Annotated in this window: 21 protein-coding genes and 1 riboswitch; of the genes, 1 reads left to right on the top strand and 20 read right to left on the bottom strand. The window is 71.0% G+C overall.

The window, feature by feature from the left end:
- Positions 1-19 precede the first annotated feature (19 nt).
- The 9 genes from AMK21_RS30135 to rpsB all read right to left on the bottom strand — a co-directional run bounded on the left by AMK21_RS30135 (position 20) and on the right by rpsB (position 9,887).
- Complete coding sequence (locus AMK21_RS30135; protein ID WP_073882327.1) at positions 20-1,066, bottom strand: ABC transporter ATP-binding protein; 1,047 nt, start codon at positions 1,064-1,066, stop codon at positions 20-22.
- Positions 1,067-1,089: 23 nt separating this feature from the next.
- Complete coding sequence (locus AMK21_RS30130) at positions 1,090-2,703, bottom strand: ABC transporter permease (RefSeq protein ID WP_073882398.1); 1,614 nt, start codon at positions 2,701-2,703, stop codon at positions 1,090-1,092.
- Between the two features lie 53 nt (positions 2,704-2,756).
- On the bottom strand, positions 2,757-3,857 hold the full coding sequence (locus tag AMK21_RS30125) for a thiamine ABC transporter substrate-binding protein (RefSeq protein WP_073882326.1): 1,101 nt from the start codon (positions 3,855-3,857) through the stop codon (positions 2,757-2,759).
- Positions 3,858-3,939: 82 nt separating this feature from the next.
- Positions 3,940-4,056: riboswitch (TPP riboswitch) on the bottom strand.
- Positions 4,057-4,121: 65 nt separating this feature from the next.
- On the bottom strand, positions 4,122-5,228 hold the full coding sequence (rlmN, locus tag AMK21_RS30120; protein WP_030569530.1) for a 23S rRNA (adenine(2503)-C(2))-methyltransferase RlmN: 1,107 nt from the start codon (positions 5,226-5,228) through the stop codon (positions 4,122-4,124).
- A 110-nt stretch (positions 5,229-5,338) separates the two neighbouring features.
- A complete protein-coding gene (locus AMK21_RS30115; RefSeq protein ID WP_073882325.1) occupies positions 5,339-6,424 on the bottom strand; it encodes a phosphatidate cytidylyltransferase in 1,086 nt (361 codons plus the stop codon).
- Positions 6,424-6,981 carry a ribosome recycling factor gene (gene frr, locus AMK21_RS30110; RefSeq protein ID WP_018509617.1) on the bottom strand — a complete coding sequence of 186 codons (558 nt, stop codon included), beginning with the start codon at positions 6,979-6,981 and terminating at the stop codon, positions 6,424-6,426. The genes AMK21_RS30115 and frr overlap by 1 nt, the downstream gene beginning before the upstream one ends.
- Positions 6,982-7,089: 108 nt before the next feature.
- Positions 7,090-7,863, bottom strand: a complete 774-nt coding sequence (gene pyrH, locus AMK21_RS30105; RefSeq protein ID WP_073882324.1) for a UMP kinase — start codon at positions 7,861-7,863, stop codon at positions 7,090-7,092.
- Between the two features lie 161 nt (positions 7,864-8,024).
- Positions 8,025-8,861 carry a translation elongation factor Ts gene (gene tsf / locus AMK21_RS30100; RefSeq protein WP_030569540.1) on the bottom strand — a complete coding sequence of 279 codons (837 nt, stop codon included), beginning with the start codon at positions 8,859-8,861 and terminating at the stop codon, positions 8,025-8,027.
- A gap of 99 nt (positions 8,862-8,960) precedes the next feature.
- A complete protein-coding gene (rpsB, locus tag AMK21_RS30095; RefSeq protein ID WP_073882323.1) occupies positions 8,961-9,887 on the bottom strand; it encodes a 30S ribosomal protein S2 in 927 nt (308 codons plus the stop codon).
- 277 nt (positions 9,888-10,164) lie between these two features.
- Between rpsB and AMK21_RS30090 the strand changes: the two genes are divergently transcribed.
- Positions 10,165-10,926, top strand: a complete 762-nt coding sequence (locus AMK21_RS30090; protein WP_073882322.1) for a murein hydrolase activator EnvC family protein — start codon at positions 10,165-10,167, stop codon at positions 10,924-10,926.
- Here AMK21_RS30090 and AMK21_RS30085 read toward each other — a convergent pair.
- From AMK21_RS30085 to lepB (AMK21_RS30035), 11 genes are all read right to left on the bottom strand, one after another.
- Entirely contained in the window at positions 10,877-11,434 is a 558-nt protein-coding gene (locus tag AMK21_RS30085) for a TetR/AcrR family transcriptional regulator (protein ID WP_073882321.1), read from the bottom strand. The genes AMK21_RS30090 and AMK21_RS30085 overlap by 50 nt on opposite strands.
- 128 nt (positions 11,435-11,562) lie before the next feature.
- Positions 11,563-12,399, bottom strand: coding sequence for an RNA polymerase sigma factor WhiG (gene whiG, locus AMK21_RS30080; protein ID WP_073882320.1), 837 nt, complete (start codon positions 12,397-12,399; stop codon positions 11,563-11,565).
- Between the two features lie 254 nt (positions 12,400-12,653).
- Entirely contained in the window at positions 12,654-13,769 is a 1,116-nt protein-coding gene (dprA, locus tag AMK21_RS30075; RefSeq protein ID WP_107430013.1) for a DNA-processing protein DprA, read from the bottom strand.
- A gap of 83 nt (positions 13,770-13,852) precedes the next feature.
- Positions 13,853-15,475, bottom strand: a complete 1,623-nt coding sequence (locus AMK21_RS30070) for a YifB family Mg chelatase-like AAA ATPase (protein ID WP_073882318.1) — start codon at positions 15,473-15,475, stop codon at positions 13,853-13,855.
- Positions 15,475-15,834 carry a YraN family protein gene (locus AMK21_RS30065; protein WP_073882317.1) on the bottom strand — a complete coding sequence of 120 codons (360 nt, stop codon included), beginning with the start codon at positions 15,832-15,834 and terminating at the stop codon, positions 15,475-15,477. Before AMK21_RS30065 ends, AMK21_RS30070 begins: the two co-directional genes overlap by 1 nt.
- Before the next feature lie 164 nt (positions 15,835-15,998).
- Positions 15,999-16,307 carry a DUF2469 domain-containing protein gene (locus AMK21_RS30060; RefSeq protein WP_003965949.1) on the bottom strand — a complete coding sequence of 103 codons (309 nt, stop codon included), beginning with the start codon at positions 16,305-16,307 and terminating at the stop codon, positions 15,999-16,001.
- A 64-nt stretch (positions 16,308-16,371) separates the two neighbouring features.
- Positions 16,372-16,860 carry an NUDIX hydrolase gene (locus AMK21_RS30055; RefSeq protein WP_073882316.1) on the bottom strand — a complete coding sequence of 163 codons (489 nt, stop codon included), beginning with the start codon at positions 16,858-16,860 and terminating at the stop codon, positions 16,372-16,374.
- The gene (gene lepB / locus AMK21_RS30050) at positions 16,857-17,603 is read right to left on the bottom strand and encodes a signal peptidase I (protein ID WP_073882315.1); all 747 of its coding nucleotides are present in this window, start codon (positions 17,601-17,603) and stop codon (positions 16,857-16,859) included. The genes AMK21_RS30055 and lepB (AMK21_RS30050) overlap by 4 nt, the downstream gene beginning before the upstream one ends.
- 49 nt (positions 17,604-17,652) lie before the next feature.
- Entirely contained in the window at positions 17,653-18,561 is a 909-nt protein-coding gene (gene lepB / locus AMK21_RS30045; protein WP_073882314.1) for a signal peptidase I, read from the bottom strand.
- Positions 18,464-19,540 (bottom strand): signal peptidase I, encoded by a 1,077-nt coding sequence (gene lepB / locus AMK21_RS30040; RefSeq protein ID WP_073882313.1) that lies wholly within the window; start codon positions 19,538-19,540, stop codon positions 18,464-18,466. The genes lepB (AMK21_RS30045) and lepB (AMK21_RS30040) overlap by 98 nt, the downstream gene beginning before the upstream one ends.
- Positions 19,533-20,306 (bottom strand): signal peptidase I, encoded by a 774-nt coding sequence (lepB, locus tag AMK21_RS30035; protein WP_073882312.1) that lies wholly within the window; start codon positions 20,304-20,306, stop codon positions 19,533-19,535. Before lepB (AMK21_RS30035) ends, lepB (AMK21_RS30040) begins: the two co-directional genes overlap by 8 nt.
- Between the last annotated feature and the right edge of the window lie 66 nt (positions 20,307-20,372).

The following is a 20,372-nucleotide window of genomic DNA, read 5'->3' as shown; positions in this document are numbered from 1 at the left end:
CGCCGCACCCTGTCCGCCATCAGCCCGAGCGGCGCGGCGGCCCCGAACCACACGCCAGCACCACCGTCTCAGCCGCGTCGAACCGGACGCCCACCACCGCACCCTCGTCCGGGGTGTCCCGCAGGGCGCACTCGGCCTCCAGCACCGGCGCGTTCTCGGGGGTGAGCCGCACGGTCACGTGGTTGCCGCGGAACGTGCGTACGCCGACCGCGCAGCGCAGCCCGTCCTCCGGGGCGCCGATCAGGACCCCGGCAGGTCGCACCAGCAGGTCGACCTCGCCCTGGGGGGAGCCCTCGGGGACCGGCACCTTGCCCCAGGCGGTCGCGGCGGCCTGGCCGGTCACCGTCGCCGGGGTCACGTTGTCGAAGCCGAGGAAGCGGGCGACGAACGCGGAGGCGGGGCGCTGCCAGACGTCCAGCGGGCTGCCCTCCTGGGCGATCCGGCCGTCCCGCATCACCACCACCCGGTCGGCGAGTGCGAACGCCTCGCCCTGGTCGTGGGTGACGGCGAGCACCGTCGTACCCAGTTCCTGGAACAAGGTGCGCAGTTCGATGACGAGCCGTTCGCGCAGGCTGCGGTCGAGCTGGCCGAGGGGTTCGTCCAGCATGAGGAGTTTGGGGCGCGGGGCGAGGGCGCGGGCCAGGGCGACGCGCTGCTGCTCGCCACCGGAGAGGGCGGCGACCGCGCGGCGCTCGGCGCCGGGGAGACCCACCAGGTCGAGGAGTTCGCGGACCCGGCGCTCCGTTCCGGCGCGCCCGGTGCCGTGCATCCGCAGTCCGAAGGCGACGTTGGCACCGACGTCGCGGTGCGGGAAGAGCTGGTGGTCCTGGAACATCAGGCCGAGTCCGCGCCGGTGGACCGGGACGCCCGCCTGGTCCTGCCCGGCCAGCAGCACCCGGCCGCCGTCCATGGGCTGGAGCCCGGCGACGGCCCTGAGCAGGGTGGACTTCCCGCTGCCGCTGGGGCCGAGCACGCAGACGATCCGGTGGTCGGCGACCTCCAGGTCCACCGCGTCGAGGGCCGTCCGCTTCCCGAACCGTACGGTGGCCGCTTGCAGGCTCAGCATGCGCGCAACTCCCCTGTCATCGTTCAGAACTCCCCGGATCGGTCGGTACGGATGCGTTCGAGAAGCAGCAGCGAGACCGCGCACACCAGCATCAGGATCGTGCTGAGGGCCATCGCCTGCCCGTAGTTGAGCTCCCCGGACCGGCCCAGCAGCCGGGCGACCGCGACCGGCAGGGTCGGGTTGTCGGGCCGGGCGATGAAGACGGTGGCGCCGAACTCCCCGAGCGAGACGGCGAACGCGAAGCCCGCGGCGATCAGCACCGCCCGCCGCACCAGCGGCAGATCGACCTCGCGCCAGGCCCGCAGCGGGGAGGCTCCGAGCACTGCGGCCGCCTCGCGCAGCCGGTCGTCCACCGCGCGGAGCACGGGCAGCATGGTCCGTACGACGAAGGGGACACCCACCAGCGCCTGGGCCAGCGGGACCAGGATCCAGGAGGTCCGCAGGTCGAGCGGCGGCTTGTCGAGGGTGATGAGGAAGCCGAAGCCGACGGTCACTGCGGAGACCCCGAGCGGCAGCATCAGCAGCGCGTCGAAGCCGCGTACGAGCCGTCCCGCCCGCCGGGTCAGGGCCGCCGCCGCCAGACCGCCGACGACGAGGGCGATGAGGGTGGCGACGAACGCGTACTGGAGGGAGTTGCCGACCGCCTCCAGCGGCGGTACGAGGAAGGTGGAGCCACTGCCTCCGGCCGACTGGAGGGCCTCGTAGTAGCCGAGGCCGTAACCGCCCGGCCCGTCGAACGACCGCTCCACCAGCACCCCGAGCGGCAGCAGGATCAGCAGCAGCGCGGTGAGCAGCACCCCGCCGAGCAGCGCCCGCTGTCCGGCGCCGTGCGGCCGACGGGAGGTCTGCGCGGGGTCGACGAGCTTCAGCGCCCGCTCCCGGCGGCGTACGGTCACGGCGTGCAGGGCGAGGATCGCGCCGACCGCCACGAACTGGACCATGGTCAGCACGGCGGCCGTCGGCAGGTCGAGCAGCTGGGCGGTCTGGCGGTATACCTCCACCTCCAGGGTGGAGTAGGCGGGGCCGCCGAGGATCTGCACGACACCGAACGAGGTGAACGTGAAGAGGAAGACCATCAGCGCCGCGGCGGCCACCGCCGGGCCGAGCGCGGGCAACGTCACCCGGCGCCAGGCGGCGAACCGTCCGGCACCGAGAACCCGGGCGGCCTCCTCCTGGCGCGGGTCGAGCTGCGCCCAGAGGCCGCCCACCGTCCGGACGACCACCGCGTAGTTGAAGAAGACGTGGGCCAGCAGGATCGCCCACACCGTGGTGTCCAGCCGTACGCCCCACAGCTCGTCGAGGAAGCCGCCGCGCCCCAGCAGTGCCAGGAACGCGGTCCCGACGACGACGGTGGGCAGCACGAACGGCACGGTGACGACCGCCCGCAGCACCTGTTTCCCGGGGAAGTCGAAGCGGGCGAAGACGTACGCGCCGGGCAGGGCGATCAGCAGGGTGAGCGCGGTGGAGGCGAGCGCCTGCCAGGTGGTGAACCAGAGGACGTCGAGGATGTCCGGGCGGGACAGCACATCGCCGATCCGGCCGAACTGCCAGACACCGTCCGTCTTCAGCCCGCGTCCCACGATCGCGGAGACGGGATAGGCGAAGAAGACGGCGAAGAACGCGACGGGCACGGCCATCAGGCCGAGCCGCACCGCGGCTCCACGCCGCCCACCTCCGCCGGCGGTACTGGCTACTTCACGACGAGCGAGTGCCACGACCGGACCCACTGCTCACGGTTGGCGGCGATCTTCTCCGGGGCCACCGTGGCCGGCTTCTCGACGCTCTCGCCGAACTCCGTGAAGATCGCCGGCAGCTTCGCGTCCGTCACGACCGGGTTCACGAACATGTTCAGCGGCACGTCCTCCTGGAACGTCTTGCTGATCAGGAAGTCCAGCAGCGCCTTGCCGCCCGCCTCGTTCTTCGCGCCCTTCAGCAGCCCGGCGTACTCGGTCTGCCGGAAGCAGGTCCCGGTGGAGACGCCGGTCGGGGCCTCCTTGGGCTGCGGGTCGGCGTAGAGGACCTCGACGGGCGGGCTGGAGGCGTAGCTGACGACGAGCGGCCGGTCCGCCTTGGCCTTCCTGCCGCCCGCGGAGCCCGAGAACTCCTCGTTGTAGGCCTGCTCCCAGCCGTCGACGACCTTGACGCCGTTGGCCTTGAGCTTCTTCCAGTACGCCTCGTAGCCGTCCTCGCCCTGGGTGGCGACGGTGCCGAGGAGGAAGCCGAGGCCGGGCGAGGAGTTCGCCGCGTTCTCGGTGACGAGGAGGTTCTTGTACGCGGGCTTCAGCAGGTCCTCGAAGGTCTGCGGCGGCGCGAGCTTCTTGTCGGCGAAGTACTTCTTGTCGTAGTTGACGCAGATGTCACCGGTGTCGACGGGCGTGACGCGGTGCTCGCCGTCCTGCTCGGTGCCGTCCGCGACCCGGTCCAGGCCCTTGGCCTCGTACGCGGTGAAGAGGCCGTTGTCGAGGGCGCGGGAGAGCAGGGTGTTGTCGACACCGAAGAAGACGTCGCCGCGCGGGGAGCCCTTGGTCAGGATCTCCTGGTTGAGGGCGGCACCGGCGTCGCCGCTCTTGAGGAGCTCGACGGTGTAGCCGCTCTCCTTCGTGAACTGCTTCAGCACGTCTTCCGAGGCGTTGAAGGAGTCGTGGGTGACCAGGGTGACGGTCTTGGAGCCGCTGCCCTTCGACGCGCCGGACCCGGCCGAGGTGTCGTCGGAGCCGCCGCAGCCCGCGAGGACGGTGACGCCGAGGGCCGCGGCGAGCGCGGTCGCGGCGTACTTCTTGGTGGTGTTCATGTGATTCCTCCTGGAGGTGACCAGGAAGAGACGCGGCCCCACCCGCCGCCGGGTCGTACCGGAAGCGGGCAGGGCGCAACAGCTTGAGTAAGGTCCGAACTTCCTACCCGGAATGACCCGGGCGAGGTTCAGAGGGTCTGCGGCCAACCTGTCCTTGGTGCCGCACTCTCAGCGCTGTGGCGCTCCCCTGTCGGAATATGAAGTTGATTTCGGCCCAGGCTACACCGGCCGTTTTCGGCCGGGCCGGCCAAGGTCACCAGCGCCTCAGCGCTCGGAGGCCGCCAGCTGCCCGCAGGCCCCGTCGATCTCCTGGCCGCGGGTGTCCCGGACGGTGACCGGCACGCCGTGGGCCGCGATGGCCTCGACGAACGCCTTCTCGTCCTCGGGCCGCGAGGCGGTCCACTTCGAGCCGGGCGTCGGGTTCAGCGGGATCAGGTTGACGTGCACCCGCTTGCCCTTGAGCAGCCGGCCGAGGAGGTCGCCGCGCCAGGCCTGGTCGTTGATGTCCCGGATGAGGGCGTACTCGATGGAGATCCGACGGCCGGACTTCTCCGCGTACTCCCAGGCGGCGTCCAGCACCTCACGGACGTTCCACCGGGTGTTGACCGGGACCAGGGTGTCGCGCAGCTCGTCGTCCGGGGCGTGCAGCGAGACGGCGAGGCGGCACTTGAAGCCCTCGTCGGAGAAACGCAGCATCGCCGGGACGAGCCCGACCGTGGAGACGGTGATCCCGCGCTGCGAGAGGCCGAGGCCGTCCGGCTCGGGGTCGGTGAGCCGGCGGATCGCTCCGACGACACGGTTGTAGTTGGCGAGCGGCTCGCCCATGCCCATGAAGACGATGTTGGAGAGCCGGGCCGGACCGCCGGGCACCTCCCCGTCGCGCAGGGCGCGCATGCCGTCGACGATCTGGTGCACGATCTCGGCGGTCGACAGGTTGCGGTCGAGCCCGGCCTGCCCGGTGGCGCAGAACGGGCAGTTCATCCCGCAGCCGGCCTGGGAGGAGATGCACATCGTGACGCGCTCGGGGTAGCGCATCAGGACGGACTCGACGAGCGTCCCGTCGTGCAGCTTCCAGAGCGTCTTACGGGTGGTGTCGTCGTCACAGCTGATGTGGCGGACCACGGACATCAGGTCGGGGAACAGCGCCTCGGCGAGCTTCTCCCGGGACCCGGCGGGGATGTTGGTCCACTGCTCCGGGTCGTGCGCGTACCGCGCGAAGTAGTGCTGCGAGAGCTGCTGGGCGCGGAAGGGCTTCTCGCCGGTCGCGGCGACCGCTTCCTTGCGCTCGGCGGGCGTGAGGTCGGCCAGGTGCCGCGGCGGCTTCTTGGCTCCGCGGGGCGCGACGAAAGTGAGTTCTCCGGGCTTAGGCATGGTTCATCCAGTGTCGCAGACAGACGAGTGAGGGCCGCCGCCCTGTGGACGACGGACCCTCACTCGTAGAACGTGCAGGTGGGACGTGGTGCGCGGCCTGATGAGGACGCTCAGCCGGAGCCGACGAACAACACCAGCAGCAGCCAGAACACCGGCGCGGTCGGCAGCAGCGAGTCCAGCCGGTCCATGATGCCGCCGTGGCCGGGGAGCAGAGTTCCCATGTCCTTGATCCCGAGGTCCCGCTTGATCATGGATTCGCCCAGGTCACCGAGGGTGGCACTGACGGCGACCGCGAGACCGAGCAGCAGACCCTGCCACCAGGCGCCGCCGTCGATCAGGAACTCCATGCACAGCGCCCCCGCGACCATCGCGAAGGACACGGCGCCGAGCAGGCCCTCGCGGGTCTTGCCGGGGCTGATGCGCGGGGCGAGCTTGTGGGTGCCGAAGCGCCAGCCGACCGCGTACGCCCCGGTGTCGCTGACGACCGTGAGGACGAGGAAGACGAGGACCCGCCAGTGCCCGTCGTCCACCGTCAGCATCATGGCGACGAAGGTGGCCAGGAAGGGGACGTAGAACGCGGCGAAGACGCCCGCCGTGACGTCCTTGAGGTACCCCTCGGGCGGCTCGGTCATCCGCCAGACCAGCACCGCCAGGGCGGTCAGCGCCATGGCGACCCAGGCGCCCTCCGCGCCGCGCGCGTAGCCGGCGACGACCATCGCGGCCCCGCCGACGGCCAGCGGGATCAGGGGCGCCTTGATGCCCCTCTGCTCCTGGAGGCGGGAGGTGAGCTCCCACAGGCCGACGACGACGGCGAGGGCGATCACGCCGACGAAGACGGCCTTCACGATGAACAACGAGGCGACGATGACGGCGCCGAGCCCCACGCCGACCCCTATGGCGGCGCGCAGATCACGCCCCGCACGCTTCTTCTGCGGCGGGGACGGCAGCGGGGTGGGCATGGGCTCCTGCGGCATCTCGTCACGGAACAGGGGGCCGCCGACGTGCGCGGCGTCCCCATCCCGGTTGGCGCGGCTCTGTGCGTCTCTACCTGCGTCGGGATCGTCCGGCACGTTGGGCATGGGCCGAGTCTGCTGGGCTTCATGCACATCGTAGGCGGGACCCGCCGGAGCGACTCCCATCTCGGGGGCACCCCGGTAACCGGCTCCCTGCGGTGCACCCCAGGAAGAGTCGTTCATCAGACTTCGAGCAGCTCGGCTTCCTTGTGCTTGAGCAGCTCGTCCACCTGCGCGACGTACTTCGCGGTGGTGTCGTCGAGCTCCTTCTCGGCGCGGCGCACCTCGTCCTCGCCGGACTCCTTGTCCTTGACGAGCTTGTCGAGCGCTTCCTTGGCCTTGCGACGGATGGAGCGGATCGAGATCTTGGAGTCCTCGGCCTTGGTCTTGGCGACCTTGATGTACTCCTTGCGGCGGTCCTGGGTGAGCTCGGGGAAGGTCACCCGGATGATATTGCCGTCGTTGCTCGGGTTGACGCCGAGGTCGGAGTCGCGGATCGCCTGCTCGATGTTGCGCAGCGCGGTCTTGTCGAACGGCGTCACGACGGCCATCCGCGGCTCGGGAACCGAGAACGAGGCCAGCTGGTTGATCGGGGTCAGCGCGCCGTAGTAGTCGGCGACGATCTTGTTGAACATCGCCGGGTGCGCACGGCCGGTACGGATCGCGGCGAAGTCCTCCTTCGCGACGACGACGGCCTTCTCCATCTTCTCCTCGGCCTCGAGGAGGATTTCTTCGATCACCACGTGCTCCTGCGTGTCTTGAGCGGGCCTGTCACCGACGGGCCCTGCGAGGTCCTGCGTCGCGTCCTCACCTGCACGGTGTCCGACCGGCAGGCGTCCTGGGGGCCGTCAGCCCCGGGTGCTCTCGTCGCTGACGAGCGTGCCGATCTTCTCACCCTTGACCGCGCGGGCGATATTGCCTTCGGCGGTCAGCTCGAAGACGAGGATCGGGAGCTTGTTGTCACGGCAGAGCGTGATGGCGGTGGCGTCGGCGACCTTCAGGTCGCGCGTGATCACCTCGCCGTACTCCAGCGCGTCGAACTTCACCGCGTCGGGGTTGGCCTTCGGGTCGGAGTCGTAGACCCCGTCCACGCCGTTCTTCCCCATGAGCAGCGCCTCGGCGTCGATCTCCAGAGCGCGCTGGGCGGCGGTGGTGTCGGTGGAGAAGTACGGCATGCCCATGCCGGCGCCGAAGATGACGACGCGCCCCTTCTCCAGGTGCCGTACGGCGCGGAGGGGGATGTACGGCTCGGCGACCTGGCCCATGGTGATGGCGGTCTGGACGCGCGAGTCGATGCCCTCCTTCTCCAGGAAGTCCTGGAGCGCCAGGCAGTTCATGACGGTGCCGAGCATGCCCATGTAGTCGGACCGGGCCCGGTCCATGCCGCGCTGCTGGAGCTCGGCACCGCGGAAGAAGTTGCCTCCCCCGATGACCACCGCGATCTCCGCGCCATCGCGTACGACGGCGGCGATCTCGCGGGCGATGGTGTGCACGACGTCGGGGTCGACGCCGAGACCGCCGCCACCGGCGAAGGCCTCGCCGGAGAGCTTCAGCATGAAGCGCCCTGAAAACTTGTCGTCACGCTTGTCGTCGGCCTGAATGGCGTCCGCGCCCTTATCCATGGAAATTCTCCTCGTGCACATACGAAGAAGGCCATTGCCGGTGGGTCTGGTGTCCCTACAGCGGCAATGGCCTCCTCGTCAGATCTGCGGTCGTCCGGCGTGGGTGCGGCCGTCGACTGCACCAGACCCTATCGGGTCCGGCGCTGTTCGCCCGGACGGACTCAGATGCCGACCTTGATGCGCGAGAAGCGCTTCAGGGTGACACCGGCCTCGTCCAGGACCTTCTGGACGGACTTCTTGGCGTCCAGCGCGTACGGCTGGCCGAGAAGCGTGGCCTCCTTGAAGAAGCCGTTGACGCGACCCTCGACGATCTTCGGGAGGGCTGCCTCGGGCTTGCCCTCGGCGCGCGTGGTCTCCTCGGCGACGCGGCGCTCCGCCTCGACGACCTCGGCCGGGACGTCCTCGCGGGAGAGGTACTTCGGGGCGAAGGCGGCGATGTGCTGGGCGATGCCCTTGGCCAGGTCGGCGTCGGCCTTGTCCAGCTCGACCAGGACACCGATCTGCGGGGGCAGGTCGGGCATGGTGCGGTGCATGTACACGGAGACGAAGTCGCCGGTGAACTGCGCGAAGCGGTCCAGGACGATCTTCTCGCCGAGGTTGGCGTTGGCCTCGTCCACGTACGCCTGGACGGTCTTGCCGGGCTCGATCTCGGAGGCGAGGAGCGCGGCGATGTCGGCCGGGGAGGTGGCGGCGACGTGCGCGGCCAGCGCGTTGGCGACGGCCTGGAACTTGTCACCCTTGGCGACGAAGTCCGTCTCGCACTTCAGCTCAAGGAGGACGCCGGACGTCTTGTCCTCGGAGATGAGGGAGACGACGGCACCGTTCTCGGCGGAGCGGCCCTCGCGCTTGGCGACACCCTTCTGGCCCTTGATACGGAGGGCCTCGACGGCCTTGTCGACGCTGCCGTCGGCCTCGTCGAGCGCCTTCTTGCAGTCCATCATGCCGGCGCCGGTGAGCTCGCGGAGCTTCTTGACGTCAGCGGCGGTGTAGTTCGCCATGAGTCTTTATGTCTCTCTCGAAGTCGGAAAGATCTACGGGTGAACGGCGGGGGCCGCGCTTATGGCGCCGTCCCCCGCCGTCAGCAGCCGTGACGGGTGTCAGGCCTGCTCGGCGTCCGCGTCGGCGGCCGGAGCCTCGGCAGCGGCCTCGGCCTCGGCGACGGCCTCGGCCGGCTTCTCGGCGTCGGCGACCTTCTCGGTCTCGGCGGAGGACTGGACCTCGGCGGCAGCCTCGGTCTCGTCCTTCTTGTCGCCCTCGAGCAGGTCGCGCTCCCACTCGGCCAGCGGCTCGCCGGCGGCCTTCTCGCCCGGCTTCGAGTCACCGGTGGCGGCACCGGAGCGGGCGATGAGGCCCTCGGCGACGGCGTCGGCGATCACGCGGGTGAGCAGGGTGACGGAACGGATCGCGTCGTCGTTGCCCGGGATCTTGTAGTCGACCTCGTCGGGGTCGCAGTTGGTGTCGAGGATCGCGACGACCGGGATGTGGAGCTTGCGCGCCTCACCGACGGCGATGTGCTCCTTCTTGGTGTCGACGATCCAGACGGCGCTGGGCACCTTCTGCATCTCGCGGATACCACCGAGGGTCTTCTCCAGCTTGGCCTTCTCACGCGAGAGGACCAGGAGCTCCTTCTTGGTGAGGCCGGAGGCGGCCACGTCCTCGAAGTCGATGAGCTCGAGCTCCTTCAGACGCTGAAGGCGCTTGTAGACGGTGGAGAAGTTGGTGAGCATGCCGCCGAGCCAACGCTGGTTGACGTACGGCATGCCGACGCGCGTCGCCTGCTCGGCGATGGCCTCCTGGGCCTGCTTCTTCGTACCCACGAACATGATGGAGCCGCCGTGGGCGACGGTCTCCTTGACGAACTCGTAGGCGCGGTCGATGTACGACAGCGACTGGAGCAGGTCGATGATGTAGATGCCGTTGCGCTCGGTGAAGATGAAGCGCTTCATCTTCGGGTTCCAGCGACGGGTCTGGTGACCGAAGTGGACGCCGCTTTCCAGCAGCTCCCGCATCGTGACGACGGCCATGGCCGTACTCCTTGAGGTGCTCGGTTATCGCGACCGCAGGTTTGCGCTCGCGCCTGACGCCCCGACGCGCCGTGCCACAAGGGACCGAGGGGCGCGGCCACCATCTCGGAAGAGGGAGGTGGCGGGGCGTGCGAAGTCGACCCGGTGACCCGGATCGCCACAAGAAGTGTACGGGACCCGCCGGGTGCCGGGTGACGGCGATATCCACAACCGGCGAGTAGTCCACAGGAGCGGTCCATGATCCCCGGAATGCGGGATTCCAGGAGAGCGTCGATCCATGCGATTCCTGCTCTCACCACTCCGTACGCCCGGCCCGCACCGGTGCCGCGTGCCGATGTTCCTGCTGGTCGTGGCCCTGCTGACGGCGGCGCTGCCGGTGGCCTCGGCCGGTACCCGGTTCCTGCCCGCCGTCCGGACCGGAGAGGCGCCGCCGGATACAGAGGCGTCCCCGCCGGCGGCCGGGCCGGACGAGGACGCGGGTGCGGGTGCGGGCGACGGGACGTTCGCGGCGCTGGACGGTGGGCCGGTCTGGCCGCTGGCCGGCCGGCCATCGGTGTTACGGGGGTGGGAGCCCCCCGCCACTCCGTACGGACCCGGCCACCGCGGCGTCGATCTGGCGGCCCGGCCGGGCGACGCGGTGGTGGCCGCCGCCACCGGCCGGGTCTCGTTCGCGGGACGGGTGGCCGGGCGCGGGGTGCTGGTCATCGAGCTGGCCGGGAGCGGGGCACCCCCGCTGCGCACGACGTACGAGCCGGTGCGGGCGCTGGTGGACAAGGACGACGAGGTCGTCGCGGGGCAGCCCGTCGGAGTAATGGAGGCGGGGCCGTTCCACTGCGCCGGGGGCTGTCTGCACTGGGGGCTGCGGCGGGGCGACGCCTATCTCGACCCGCTCTCGCTGCTGCCGCCCGCACTCCTGCGGCGCGGGCCCTCACGGCTGCTGCCGGTGTTCGGGGTGCCGGAACCGGGTGGAGCGGCGGGGGACGCCGCGCTCAGCCGCGTACGCCGCGCAGGATCATCGCGACGGCGGTGTCCGCGATGACGCCGGGCTCCTCCGCCACGCTCAGCTCGATACGGCGCACGGCGGCGTCCACCGACCCCTGCAGGAGCATCGCGGCGAGCCTCGGCTGCGCGTGACCGAGGTCGCCCAGCGCTTCGACGATCATGGCGATCAGGCCGCCGTGCGCGGCCCGGATCTTCTCCCGCGCACCGGCGTCCAGTTCACTCGCGGAGATCGCGACGACCGCCCGGTGACGGCGGTCCCCTACAAGGTCGAGCTGTCGGCGCACATACGCCTCGATCTTCGCCTCGGGAGTCTCGGCGCGCTGCATCGCGTTCTCGACCTCGGCCGCCCAGACGGGGAAGTCTACGGCGCAGAGCTCCTCGACGACGGCGGCACGGGAGCGGAAGTACTCGTACACGGAGGACCGGGCGAGGCCCGTGCGCTCGGCGAGTGCGGGGAAGGTCAGCGCCTCCGTACCACCCTCGGACAGCAGGGATCGCGCGGCGTCCAGGAGGGCGCCGCGCTGCATGGTCCGGTGCTCGGCCACGGAGGCCGCTCGAATCCTGGGCACGTATCCACTCTACGGCGGCAGATGCCGGAGGGAAGGGCAGAGCGTTGGTCCGGGTGGCCGGAGGGAAGGGATCAGCCTCGGCCCAGGTGGCTGGAAGAGGGCTTTCAGCGTCCGGCGTCGGCCAGCTTGGCCCGGAGCTGGAGCACGGATTTGGTGTGGATCTGACTGACCCGACTCTCGGTGACGCCGAGGACGTTGCCGATCTCCGCGAGGGTCAGGCCCTCGTAGTAGTAGAGGGTCACCACCGTCTTCTCCCGGTCAGGGAGCGTGTTGATGGCGCGCGCGAGCAGCCGTCTGAGTTCGCGGCCCTCGGCGACCTCCACCGGATTGTCGGCGGCGGTGTCCTCCAGGGTGTCCATCAGGCTGAGCCGGTCGCCGCCCTCGCCGCCGACGTGCAGCAGCTCCTCAAGGGCGACCACATTGGCCAGGGACAACTGGCTGAAAACCGCGTGCAGTTCCTCCAGAGCGATGCCCATCTCGGAGGCGACCTCGGACTCGGACGGGGTGCGCCGCAACTGCGCCTCCAGCGTGGCGTAGGCGCGCTCCACGTTCCGCGCCTTCTGCCGCACCGAGCGGGGGATCCAGTCGAGCGCCCGCAGTTCGTCGATCATCGCGCCGCGGATCCGGGTGATCGCGTACGTCTCGAACTTGATGGCCCGCTCGATGTCGAACTTCTCGATGGCGTCGATCAGTCCGAAGACTCCGGAGGAGACGAAGTCCGCCTGCTCGACGTTGGACGGCAGCCCCACACTCACCCGGCCCGCGACGTACTTGACGAGCGGCGAGTAGTGCAGGATCAGCTGCTCACGCAGCCGCTCATCGCCGGTGGTCTTGTACGAACGCCACAGCTCGTCGAGCGAGGAGGGGGCGGGAGGACGCACAGTGCCACGCGCAACCGGTGGTACTGCCGCCCGGTCAGACCCGGAGGTGTGCTGGGGCATGTGGTGCCTTGAGCCGTTCTGCCGTGAAGTGCTGGGGGACTTCTGTCTGGGGCGGAATCCTTGTGAGCGTAGCGTGACTGCGGCGTCGCGGTCCGCACAGGAGCGGAGATCCGGGCTGCGTGATTGCGTTCTGCCGTTCACGCCGCCCGCGCCTGCCGGAAGCCGGGGCCGTCGCCGTGGGCGAGGGCCCCCGGCAGGTCACCGATCGATCGTGCGAGGTCATCGGCCTTACCTTTTCACCCGAATGCTCCAGGTCAAGAACCGCCTCGCCGCGCGTCGCCGTCGCAAGGTGACGGACGCGTCAACCGCCAGCCGTCGCCTTCCCGTTCGACGAACCCCAGTGAGTGCAGTTCGTACAGTCGCGCGAGCGTTTCGTCCGCGGACATGCCGGCGCCGCGCGCCAGGTCACGGGGGCTGGCCGGCCCGTGGTACGGGAGGGCGTCGAGGACCCTCGCCGCCACCGGGTCCAGCCGGTCCCGGGGCAGCACCGGGCCGCGCCGGTCCGGTGCGAGGTCGCCGATCTCCCCGATCAGTTCGGCGACTTCGGACGCGTCGGTGACCAGCACCCCCTCACTGCGGAGCAGTTCGTGGACACCGGCCGACAGTCCGCTGGTGGCGGGTCCCGGCACCCCCATCACGAACCGGCCGAGTCGCTGGGCCTGACGGGCGGTGACGAGGGAACCGCTGCGGTATTCGGCCTCCACCACGACCGTTCCCCTGGTCAGGGCGGCGATCACGCGGTTGCGCAGGACGAACCTGCTGCGGGTGGGATGCGCACCCGGCGGCAACTCCGCTACCAGAAGGCCCTGTTGAGCCATCCGACCAATCAACTCCGTGTGCCCCCGCGGATAGGGGACGTCGACACCGCAGGCCAGCACCGCCGCCGTCGCGCCACCCACGGCCAGGACGCCGCGGTGCGCCGCCCCGTCCACGCCGAACGCGGCGCCCGACACCACCACCCAGCCGCGCTCCGCGAGCCCGGCGCCGAGGGTCGCCGCCATGTGCGCCCCGTACGGCGTGCAGGCCCGCGCACCGACCACCGCGACCGAGCGCAGGGCCCAGAGCCGCAGGTCCGGCCGGCCCCGCACCCAGAGCCCGACGGGCCGCGCGTCCCCCAGGTCGTCGAGTTGGCTCGGCCACTCCCGGTCACCCGGGCAGACGAGGCGGCCGCCCAGGGCGACCACCGCCGCAAGGTCCCGCGCCGGCTCGGCCGCCGCCGCCGCCCGGAGCCGGTACCCCTCCAGCCGTACGGCGGTCATCCCCGGCAGCCTCTCCGCGGAGCCGTCCGCCACGCGGAGCGCACGTAGCAGCTCCACGGGCCCCGCCTGCCGCAGCCAGGCCCCCGCACGCTCGTCCCCCGGCTCCAGCACCCGCGTCAACGCGGCCCGCGCGAGCCGCTCGGGCTCCGGCCCCTGCGCGGGCCTGCGCCCCGACTCCGCCGCCTCCACCCCGCTCACAGCGCCCCCACCTCCGTCGGCGCCCCGCGCTGGATGCCGGTCCGCAGCTCCAGGGCGACCGCGATGTCACAGTCCTCCGGCCGGGGAGCGCCCCTCAGGTCGGCCACCGTCCAGGCCACCCTCAACACCCGATCCAGCCCCCGGGCCGTGAGCATCCCGCGCTCCAGGTCCCGCTCCACCGCTGCCAGTGCCCCGGGGGCCGCCAGCAGCCGGGTCCGCAGCTCATGGCCGGGCACCTCACTGTTGGTCGTCCACGGCGTCCCGGCCAGCCGCTCCGCCGCCCGGGCCCTGGCCTCCCGCACCCGCGCGGCCACCACGGCCGTCGGCTCGCCCCGGCCGCCCTGCTCCAGCAGGTCCGCCCGGTCGACCGGCTCCACCTCGACCCGCAGGTCCACCCGGTCCAGCAGGGGGCCGGACAGCCGTGCCTGGTAGCGGCGGACCACCGAGGGCGGGCACTCGCAGCCCGCACCGGTGAGGGAGTGGCGCCCACAGGGGCACGGATTTGCGGCCAGCACCATCAGGAACCGGGCGGGCAGCCGCACAACCCCCGCCGCCCGCGCCACCACCACGTGGCCCGACTCCAGCGGCTGCCGCAGCGCGTCCAGGGCCTTGCTGGAGAATTCGGGTGCTTCGTCGAGGAACAGGACCCCTCGGTGAGCGAGCGAGACCGCTCCCGGCCTCGGCATACCGTTGCCCCCGCCCACCAGCGACTGCATGGTCGCCGAGTGATGCGGGGCGCAGTAGGGCGCCCGGGAGACGAGCGGTTCACCCGGGGGGAGGATGCCCGCCACGGAGTGGACCGCCGTCACTTCGAGGGATTCCTGCCGGGTCAGCGGCGGCAGGACCGCTGAGAGCCGCTCGGCCAGCATGGTCTTGCCCGCACCCGGCGGCCCCGAGAACAGCAGATGGTGTCCCCCGGCCGCCGCCACCTCCAAGGCCTTGCGGGGGCGCAGCTGTCCCGCGACCTCCGCCAGGTCCGGGGTGTGGCCCTCACCGTGCGAGGAGGCCGGGGCCAGGCCTGCGCCGAGGCCCGTGCCCGGGACCATGAGCCCGGCGAGCATCGCGTCGGGGCGCCCCCGGTCGTCCACGGGCTCGTCGGGGACCGGTTCGTCGCAGAGGATCGCGATGAGCTGGCGCAGGCTCCGGACGCCGAGGACCGAGACGCCCGGCACCAGGGCGGCCTCCTCGGCCGTCTGTTCGGGGACGACGACCTGACGGTATCCGGCCTCGGCCGCCGCGAGGACGGCCGGCAGCACGCCCCGTACCGGACGGACCCGGCCGTCCAGCCCCAGTTCGCCGATCATCACCACATCGGCGAGGGAGGCGGGGTCGATCCGCTCCGCCGCGCCGAGCACCGCACACGCCACGGCGAGGTCGAAACCCGAACCGCTCTTGGGGACCGAGGCCGGGGAGAGGCCCACCGTGAGCTTCTTCTGCGGCCACTCGCCCCCGGAATTGACCACTGCGGCCCGCACCCGGTCCCGGCTCTCGATCAGGCTCTTGTCCGGCAGCCCGACCAGCGTGAAGGCCGCCACCCCGGGCTCCAGGTCCGCCTGGACCTCCACCACCACACCCTCGACGCCGACCAGCGCCACGGAACACGCCCGTGCGTACCCCATCAGGACACCCCCCGCGCATGCTCGGTGACGGGGGCGCCGCGCCGGGGCACGATCACCCCGATCAGGTCGATCCGGACCCCGCCGGCCGGCGGCCCGCCGTGCCGCTCCAGCCAGATCTCGGCGAGCCGTCGCAGCCGGTCCGCCTTGACCGGGGTGACCGCGGCCATGGGATGTTCGAACCCATTCGGCCTGCGGGTCTTCACCTCGCAGAAGACCAGTGCGTCGCCGTCCCTGGCGACGATGTCGACCTCTCCGGCGCGACAGCGCCAGTTGCGCTCGATCACGGCCATTCCGGCGTCGGTCAGCAGCCGCGCCGCCAGATCCTCGCCGTACCGCCCGAGTGCCCTCCGTGCGTTCATCTCGGCACCACCTCCGGCACCGACTCTGACCCGACCCGACGGAAGTTGTGGATCTTGGTGGACAACCTTCCCGATGTGGAAAACCCGGCCACCCACACGGGTGACCGGGTCTGTACCGCATCTCGCACGAGTCGGCGGCCCAGTAACCTACGGACCGCGCGGGGTCAGCCTCCCGGAAGTTCCAGATCGCTCTTGTTGAGCTCTTCGATATTGACGTCCTTGAAGGTCAGCACGCGGACCTGCTTGACGAACCTCGCGGGCCGGTACATGTCCCAGACCCAGGCGTCCGCCATGGACACCTCGAAGAAAACCTCACCCTGGACGGAGTGCACCTGCATCTCGTAGTCGTTGGTGAGGTAGAAGCGCCGTTCGGTCTCGATCACATATTTGAACAGACCGACGACATCGCGGTACTCCCGGTAGAGCTTCAGCTCCATCTCGGTCTCGTACTTCTCGAGGTCCTCGGCGCTCATGGCATGTTTCCCCTTCAGCCGTGCGTCCCCCCATTGTGCGTCAGCCTCCGGCGCCCCTGGACGATCAGGCGATCTCGGCGGCGAGGACCAACGGCACACGCGGGGGACCCTCGTCGAGGAGCGTGCGCAGCAGCTCGGCGAGTCTGGTCGGGTACACCGTCTCACGCGCCGCGAGAAGTTCGGCGGAAGTCCACCACCTCAGACCGGCGACGCTGCGCGATTCGAGCTCGGTGAGGCCCTGGGGGTCGGTGGCGGTCTGCGCCGTACGGGCGAGGAAGTACCACTCGTCCTGGTCCCAGCGCCGTCCGTCGAACGGGAAGGAGCAGATCCGTTTCCAGAGCACCGGGCCCAGCTCGATGTCGGTGATCCCGGTCTCCTCGGCCAGCTCGCGGCGGGCCGCCTCGTCATGGGTCTCGTCGCCCTCCAGGCCGCCGCCGGGCGTGAACCACCAGTCGTCGTCGAGGTCACCCGGCTCATGGCCGTGGAGCAGAAGGATGCGGTCGTCGGGGTCCAGGAGCACCACCCGGGCGACCCTGCGTACGGCGCCGGTCACCCGGTGGTCCGCCGGCGGCGGGCGGAGCGGGCGGCGACGGGTCCGTACGCCGCTCCGCCCAGGATGAGGACCACGCCCACCAGCACCGCCCCCACCTGGAGCGGGAGCGGGCCGTCGGCGGAGACTCCGCCGGGCAGCGGGGCGAACGAGTCGGGCCGGCCGATCATGCCGTTCATCGGCCAGGCCACCGCGTCGACCCGGGCCTGGACCGCGCTCAGGGGCACGGAGCCCTGCCCGGCGTCCTCCAGATGGACCCGGGAGTCCAGGGAGGTGGACCGCTCGTCGCCGAGGAGGAAGATCTGGCCCTTCGGCACCTTGGCGGAGAAGTCCTGCGGCGAGGCGGGCGCCCGTGTGCCTGCGGCGGCGGGACCGCGGTTGATGTACGACTCCTCGACGGGGATCCCGCCGACGGTGAGCCGTCCCTCCTTGTCGCAGCAGGCGACCGTGTCCCCGCCGATGCCGACCACGCGCTTCACCATGGGGGTGTCGCCCCAGACGCTGTCGCTGAAGACCACCACGTCACCGCGCCGGACATCGGCGCTCTCTATCCGCTCCGCGAGCACCCGGTCCCCGGCGTTCACCGTGGGGGACATGGAGTCGGTGGGGACCGCGTACGGCTTGTACACCACCGCCGCCCACAGGAACCCCCCGAGGAAGAGCACACAGCCGACGGCCACGGCCAGACCCGACACCATGGTGCCGGTCCGGCCGCGGCCGTCATCGTTGCGTTGCGTACCGCTCATCCCGGCGCTCCCCATCGGAGGTCGACAATCGCTGATCCGAGTCGGCACCCTACCCGGCGGTACGCCCGGCGGTCAGCCTCCTGCGCCGCCACAACACGAGGGGCAGCGCTCCGGCTACCCCGAGTGCGGCCGGGGCCAGCGCGGCGGCCGCGTTCAGCCCGGGCTGGTCGAACGTGCTGGGGATCGGCAGGGTCGCCCAGCGGCCCACGGGCCAGGCGACGACGATCGCACGGCCGACGACCTCATCGTTGGAGACGGTGCCCTGGCCGGGGAGCTCCTGGTGCCACCGGGAGTCCAGGGAGTTCTGCCGGTGGTCGCCCATGACGAAGATCCGGCCCTCCTCGACCTTGATCGGGCCGAAGGGCTTGTCGTTGCACGGGGTGTTCCCCGGGAAGATGAACGACTTCTCGTCGAGCGGCTTGCCGTTGACCGTGACCGGCCCGTTCTCCTTGCACTCCACGGTGTCGCCGCCGATCGCGATGACCCGCTTGATCAGGTCCTGCTCCTCGGCGGAGGGCATCAGACCGATGAAGCTGAGGAACTTCTGCGCCACGTTGGGCTCCGGGGTGGAGGCATCCTCCAGCCAGCCGCCCGGATCGTGGAAGACCACGACCTCGCCGCGCTCCGGCTCGGAGCCGAACCAGGGGGTGAGCTTGTCGACCAGCACCCGGTCGCCCCGCTGCAGGGTGTTCTGCATCGAGTCCGAGGGGATCGAGAACGCCTGGATCAGGAAGGTCTTGATCAACAACGCCAGAATCAGCGCGATCCCGATGAGCAGCGGCAGCTCCATCCAGAAGGAGCGCTGCCTCCGGGGAGGCCTGCCGCCGCCCGGAGTGCCGTCGTCGCCCGGTGTACCGCCGTCAGCGCCCGGCGGCACCGCCGTCCCGCCCTCGGGAGACCCGTCGCGCTCCGGCCGGTCCTCGGGTTCGTCGTGTCCGGATCGTGCGCCGACCGCCAAATCCCCCACATCCACTCCTCAGTACGTGCCACTGCCCGCGCCCGATCCGGTGCAGGCCCACCACTCCCATAACGAGCGGGAGTTCCGCAGGGGTCGGGAGCCGGACCATTCCGTCCCGATCCGGAGTGGCAACCCTATGCGACGGCACCGGAACCGCCGCCTCCGAGCCGCTCGCCCGCGCCACCGCGGCGAAGGTCTCGCGCTCCTCCAGGGTGGTCCAGTTGGAGAAGGGCCAGGCGATCACGACGGCCCGCCCCACCACCTCCTCCTCGGAGACCGTGCCCTTGCCGGGCTCGTCGAGATGGAAGCGGGAGTCGGCGGAGTTGGACCGGTGGTCGCCCATCATGAAGAGGCGGCCCGTCGGAACCTCCACCTCGAACTGCACGGTCGAGGGCCGGTCGTCCGGGTGCAGATAGGGCTCGGTCAGCGGTACGCCGTTGACGGTGACGCGACCGTCGGTGCCGCAGCACTTCACGGTGTCGCCGCCGACGGCCACCACCCGCTTGATCAGGTCCTGCTCGTCGTCGGAGGGCAGCAGACCGATGAACTTCAGCGCCCCGGTGGCCTGCTTGACGCCGATGGGCGGATCCTCCTTGTCGGCGCCGTTCTCCTGCTGGAGCCAGCCGCCGGGGTCCTTGAAGACGACGACGTCCCCGCGCTGCGGCTTCGACCCGAAGTTCGGAGTCAGCTTGTCCACCAGGACACGGTCGCCGATCTTGATGGTCTGCTCCATCGAGCCGGACGGGATCACGAACGCCTGGACGAGGAAGGTCTTCAGGACCAGCGCGATCAGCAGCGCCAGCACGATGAGGACCGGTATCTCCTTCACCGCGGATCTGCGCCGCTTGCGCCGGACCTTCTTGGCGAGCCTGCGGCGCTCGGCCCGGGTCGGCAGCGAGCGGGGCGTGGTGGGCCGGCTCCCGGTCGGCAGCGGGACGTCGGGGGCCGAGGCGCCGCGCGGGCGCCCGCGGTTACCCATGCGCCCTGCCGGGCTCCCGTACGCCGTCGAAGGCGCCGGTCTCCTCCAGGCCGCCGATCCGGGAGGGCGGCCAGCCCAGCCAGTCCACCCGGCCGATCACCCGCTCGACGGGGACCATCCCGCCCCCGGGCGATCCCAGGTGGTCGCGGGAGTCGCTGGAGCGGCTGCGGTGGTCGCCCATAACCCAGAGCGTGCCCTGCGGGACGACGATGTCGAAGGGGGCCTCGGAAGCGGTGTCCCCGGGGTGGAGGTACGTCTCGTCCGCCGGCACCCCGTTCACCTGGAGCCTCCCCCGCGCGTCGCAGCAGACGACCCGATCACCGCCCACGCCCACCACACGCTTCACGAAGTCGGTGTCGGGGGGTTCGGCCAGGCCCAGGGAGGCCGCCGCCCCACGGGCCCGCGCGGCCACGGGATTGGCGTCCAGGTCCTCCCGGACGAAGGAGCCGGTCCCGTCGAAGACCACGACATCCCCGCGCCGGGGCTCGCCGCCGGACCGGTACGCCAGCTTGTTGACGAGCACCCGGTCCCCGACCCGCAGGGTGGGCTCCATGGAGCCGCTGGGGATCAGGAAGGGCTGGACCACGAAGGCGCTGAACAGCAGCAGCCCGGCCGTGCCCGCCACCCCCGCGACGAGGATGCGCCGCCGCCAGGGTCGTACGGCCGCGACAGCGCCCCGGGCACGCGAGAAGCGCGACCCCTCCTCGGACCCGGCACGGGGTTCCGAGGAGCGATCGCGCTCCGAATGCTCTGCTTGCGTGTCCATCGCGGCCGAATCCTATCCGGCCGAGCTGTGGACGCCAGAGGGTGCCTTGCCGGTCACCCGCCGACG

Origin of the sequence: Streptomyces sp. CB00316 (assembly GCF_001905595.1) — a bacterium.
Taxonomy (GTDB): Bacteria; Actinomycetota; Actinomycetes; order Streptomycetales; family Streptomycetaceae; genus Streptomyces.
Note: the sequence above shows the minus strand (reverse complement) of the source record. Positions and strands in the feature narration are given on the sequence as shown.

What these genes read in the sequence shown, in the direction of transcription:
- AMK21_RS30135 (WP_073882327.1), bottom strand. Translation starts at nt 1,066, where the DNA reads ATGCTGAGCCTGCAAGCGGCCACCGTACGGTTCGGGAAGCGGACGGCC.
- AMK21_RS30130 (WP_073882398.1), bottom strand. Translation starts at nt 2,703, where the DNA reads ATGGCCGTGCCCGTCGCGTTCTTCGCCGTCTTCTTCGCCTATCCCGTC.
- AMK21_RS30125 (WP_073882326.1), bottom strand. Translation starts at nt 3,857, where the DNA reads ATGAACACCACCAAGAAGTACGCCGCGACCGCGCTCGCCGCGGCCCTC.
- rlmN (WP_030569530.1), bottom strand. Translation starts at nt 5,228, where the DNA reads ATGCCTAAGCCCGGAGAACTCACTTTCGTCGCGCCCCGCGGAGCCAAG.
- AMK21_RS30115 (WP_073882325.1), bottom strand. Translation starts at nt 6,424, where the DNA reads ATGAACGACTCTTCCTGGGGTGCACCGCAGGGAGCCGGTTACCGGGGT.
- pyrH (WP_073882324.1), bottom strand. Translation starts at nt 7,863, where the DNA reads ATGGATAAGGGCGCGGACGCCATTCAGGCCGACGACAAGCGTGACGAC.
- tsf (WP_030569540.1), bottom strand. Translation starts at nt 8,861, where the DNA reads ATGGCGAACTACACCGCCGCTGACGTCAAGAAGCTCCGCGAGCTCACC.
- rpsB (WP_073882323.1), bottom strand. Translation starts at nt 9,887, where the DNA reads ATGGCCGTCGTCACGATGCGGGAGCTGCTGGAAAGCGGCGTCCACTTC.
- AMK21_RS30090 (WP_073882322.1), top strand. Translation starts at nt 10,165, where the DNA reads ATGCGATTCCTGCTCTCACCACTCCGTACGCCCGGCCCGCACCGGTGC.
- whiG (WP_073882320.1), bottom strand. Translation starts at nt 12,399, where the DNA reads ATGCCCCAGCACACCTCCGGGTCTGACCGGGCGGCAGTACCACCGGTT.
- AMK21_RS30070 (WP_073882318.1), bottom strand. Translation starts at nt 15,475, where the DNA reads ATGGGGTACGCACGGGCGTGTTCCGTGGCGCTGGTCGGCGTCGAGGGT.
- AMK21_RS30065 (WP_073882317.1), bottom strand. Translation starts at nt 15,834, where the DNA reads ATGAACGCACGGAGGGCACTCGGGCGGTACGGCGAGGATCTGGCGGCG.
- AMK21_RS30060 (WP_003965949.1), bottom strand. Translation starts at nt 16,307, where the DNA reads ATGAGCGCCGAGGACCTCGAGAAGTACGAGACCGAGATGGAGCTGAAG.
- lepB (WP_073882315.1), bottom strand. Translation starts at nt 17,603, where the DNA reads ATGAGCGGTACGCAACGCAACGATGACGGCCGCGGCCGGACCGGCACC.
- lepB (WP_073882313.1), bottom strand. Translation starts at nt 19,540, where the DNA reads ATGGGTAACCGCGGGCGCCCGCGCGGCGCCTCGGCCCCCGACGTCCCG.
- lepB (WP_073882312.1), bottom strand. Translation starts at nt 20,306, where the DNA reads ATGGACACGCAAGCAGAGCATTCGGAGCGCGATCGCTCCTCGGAACCC.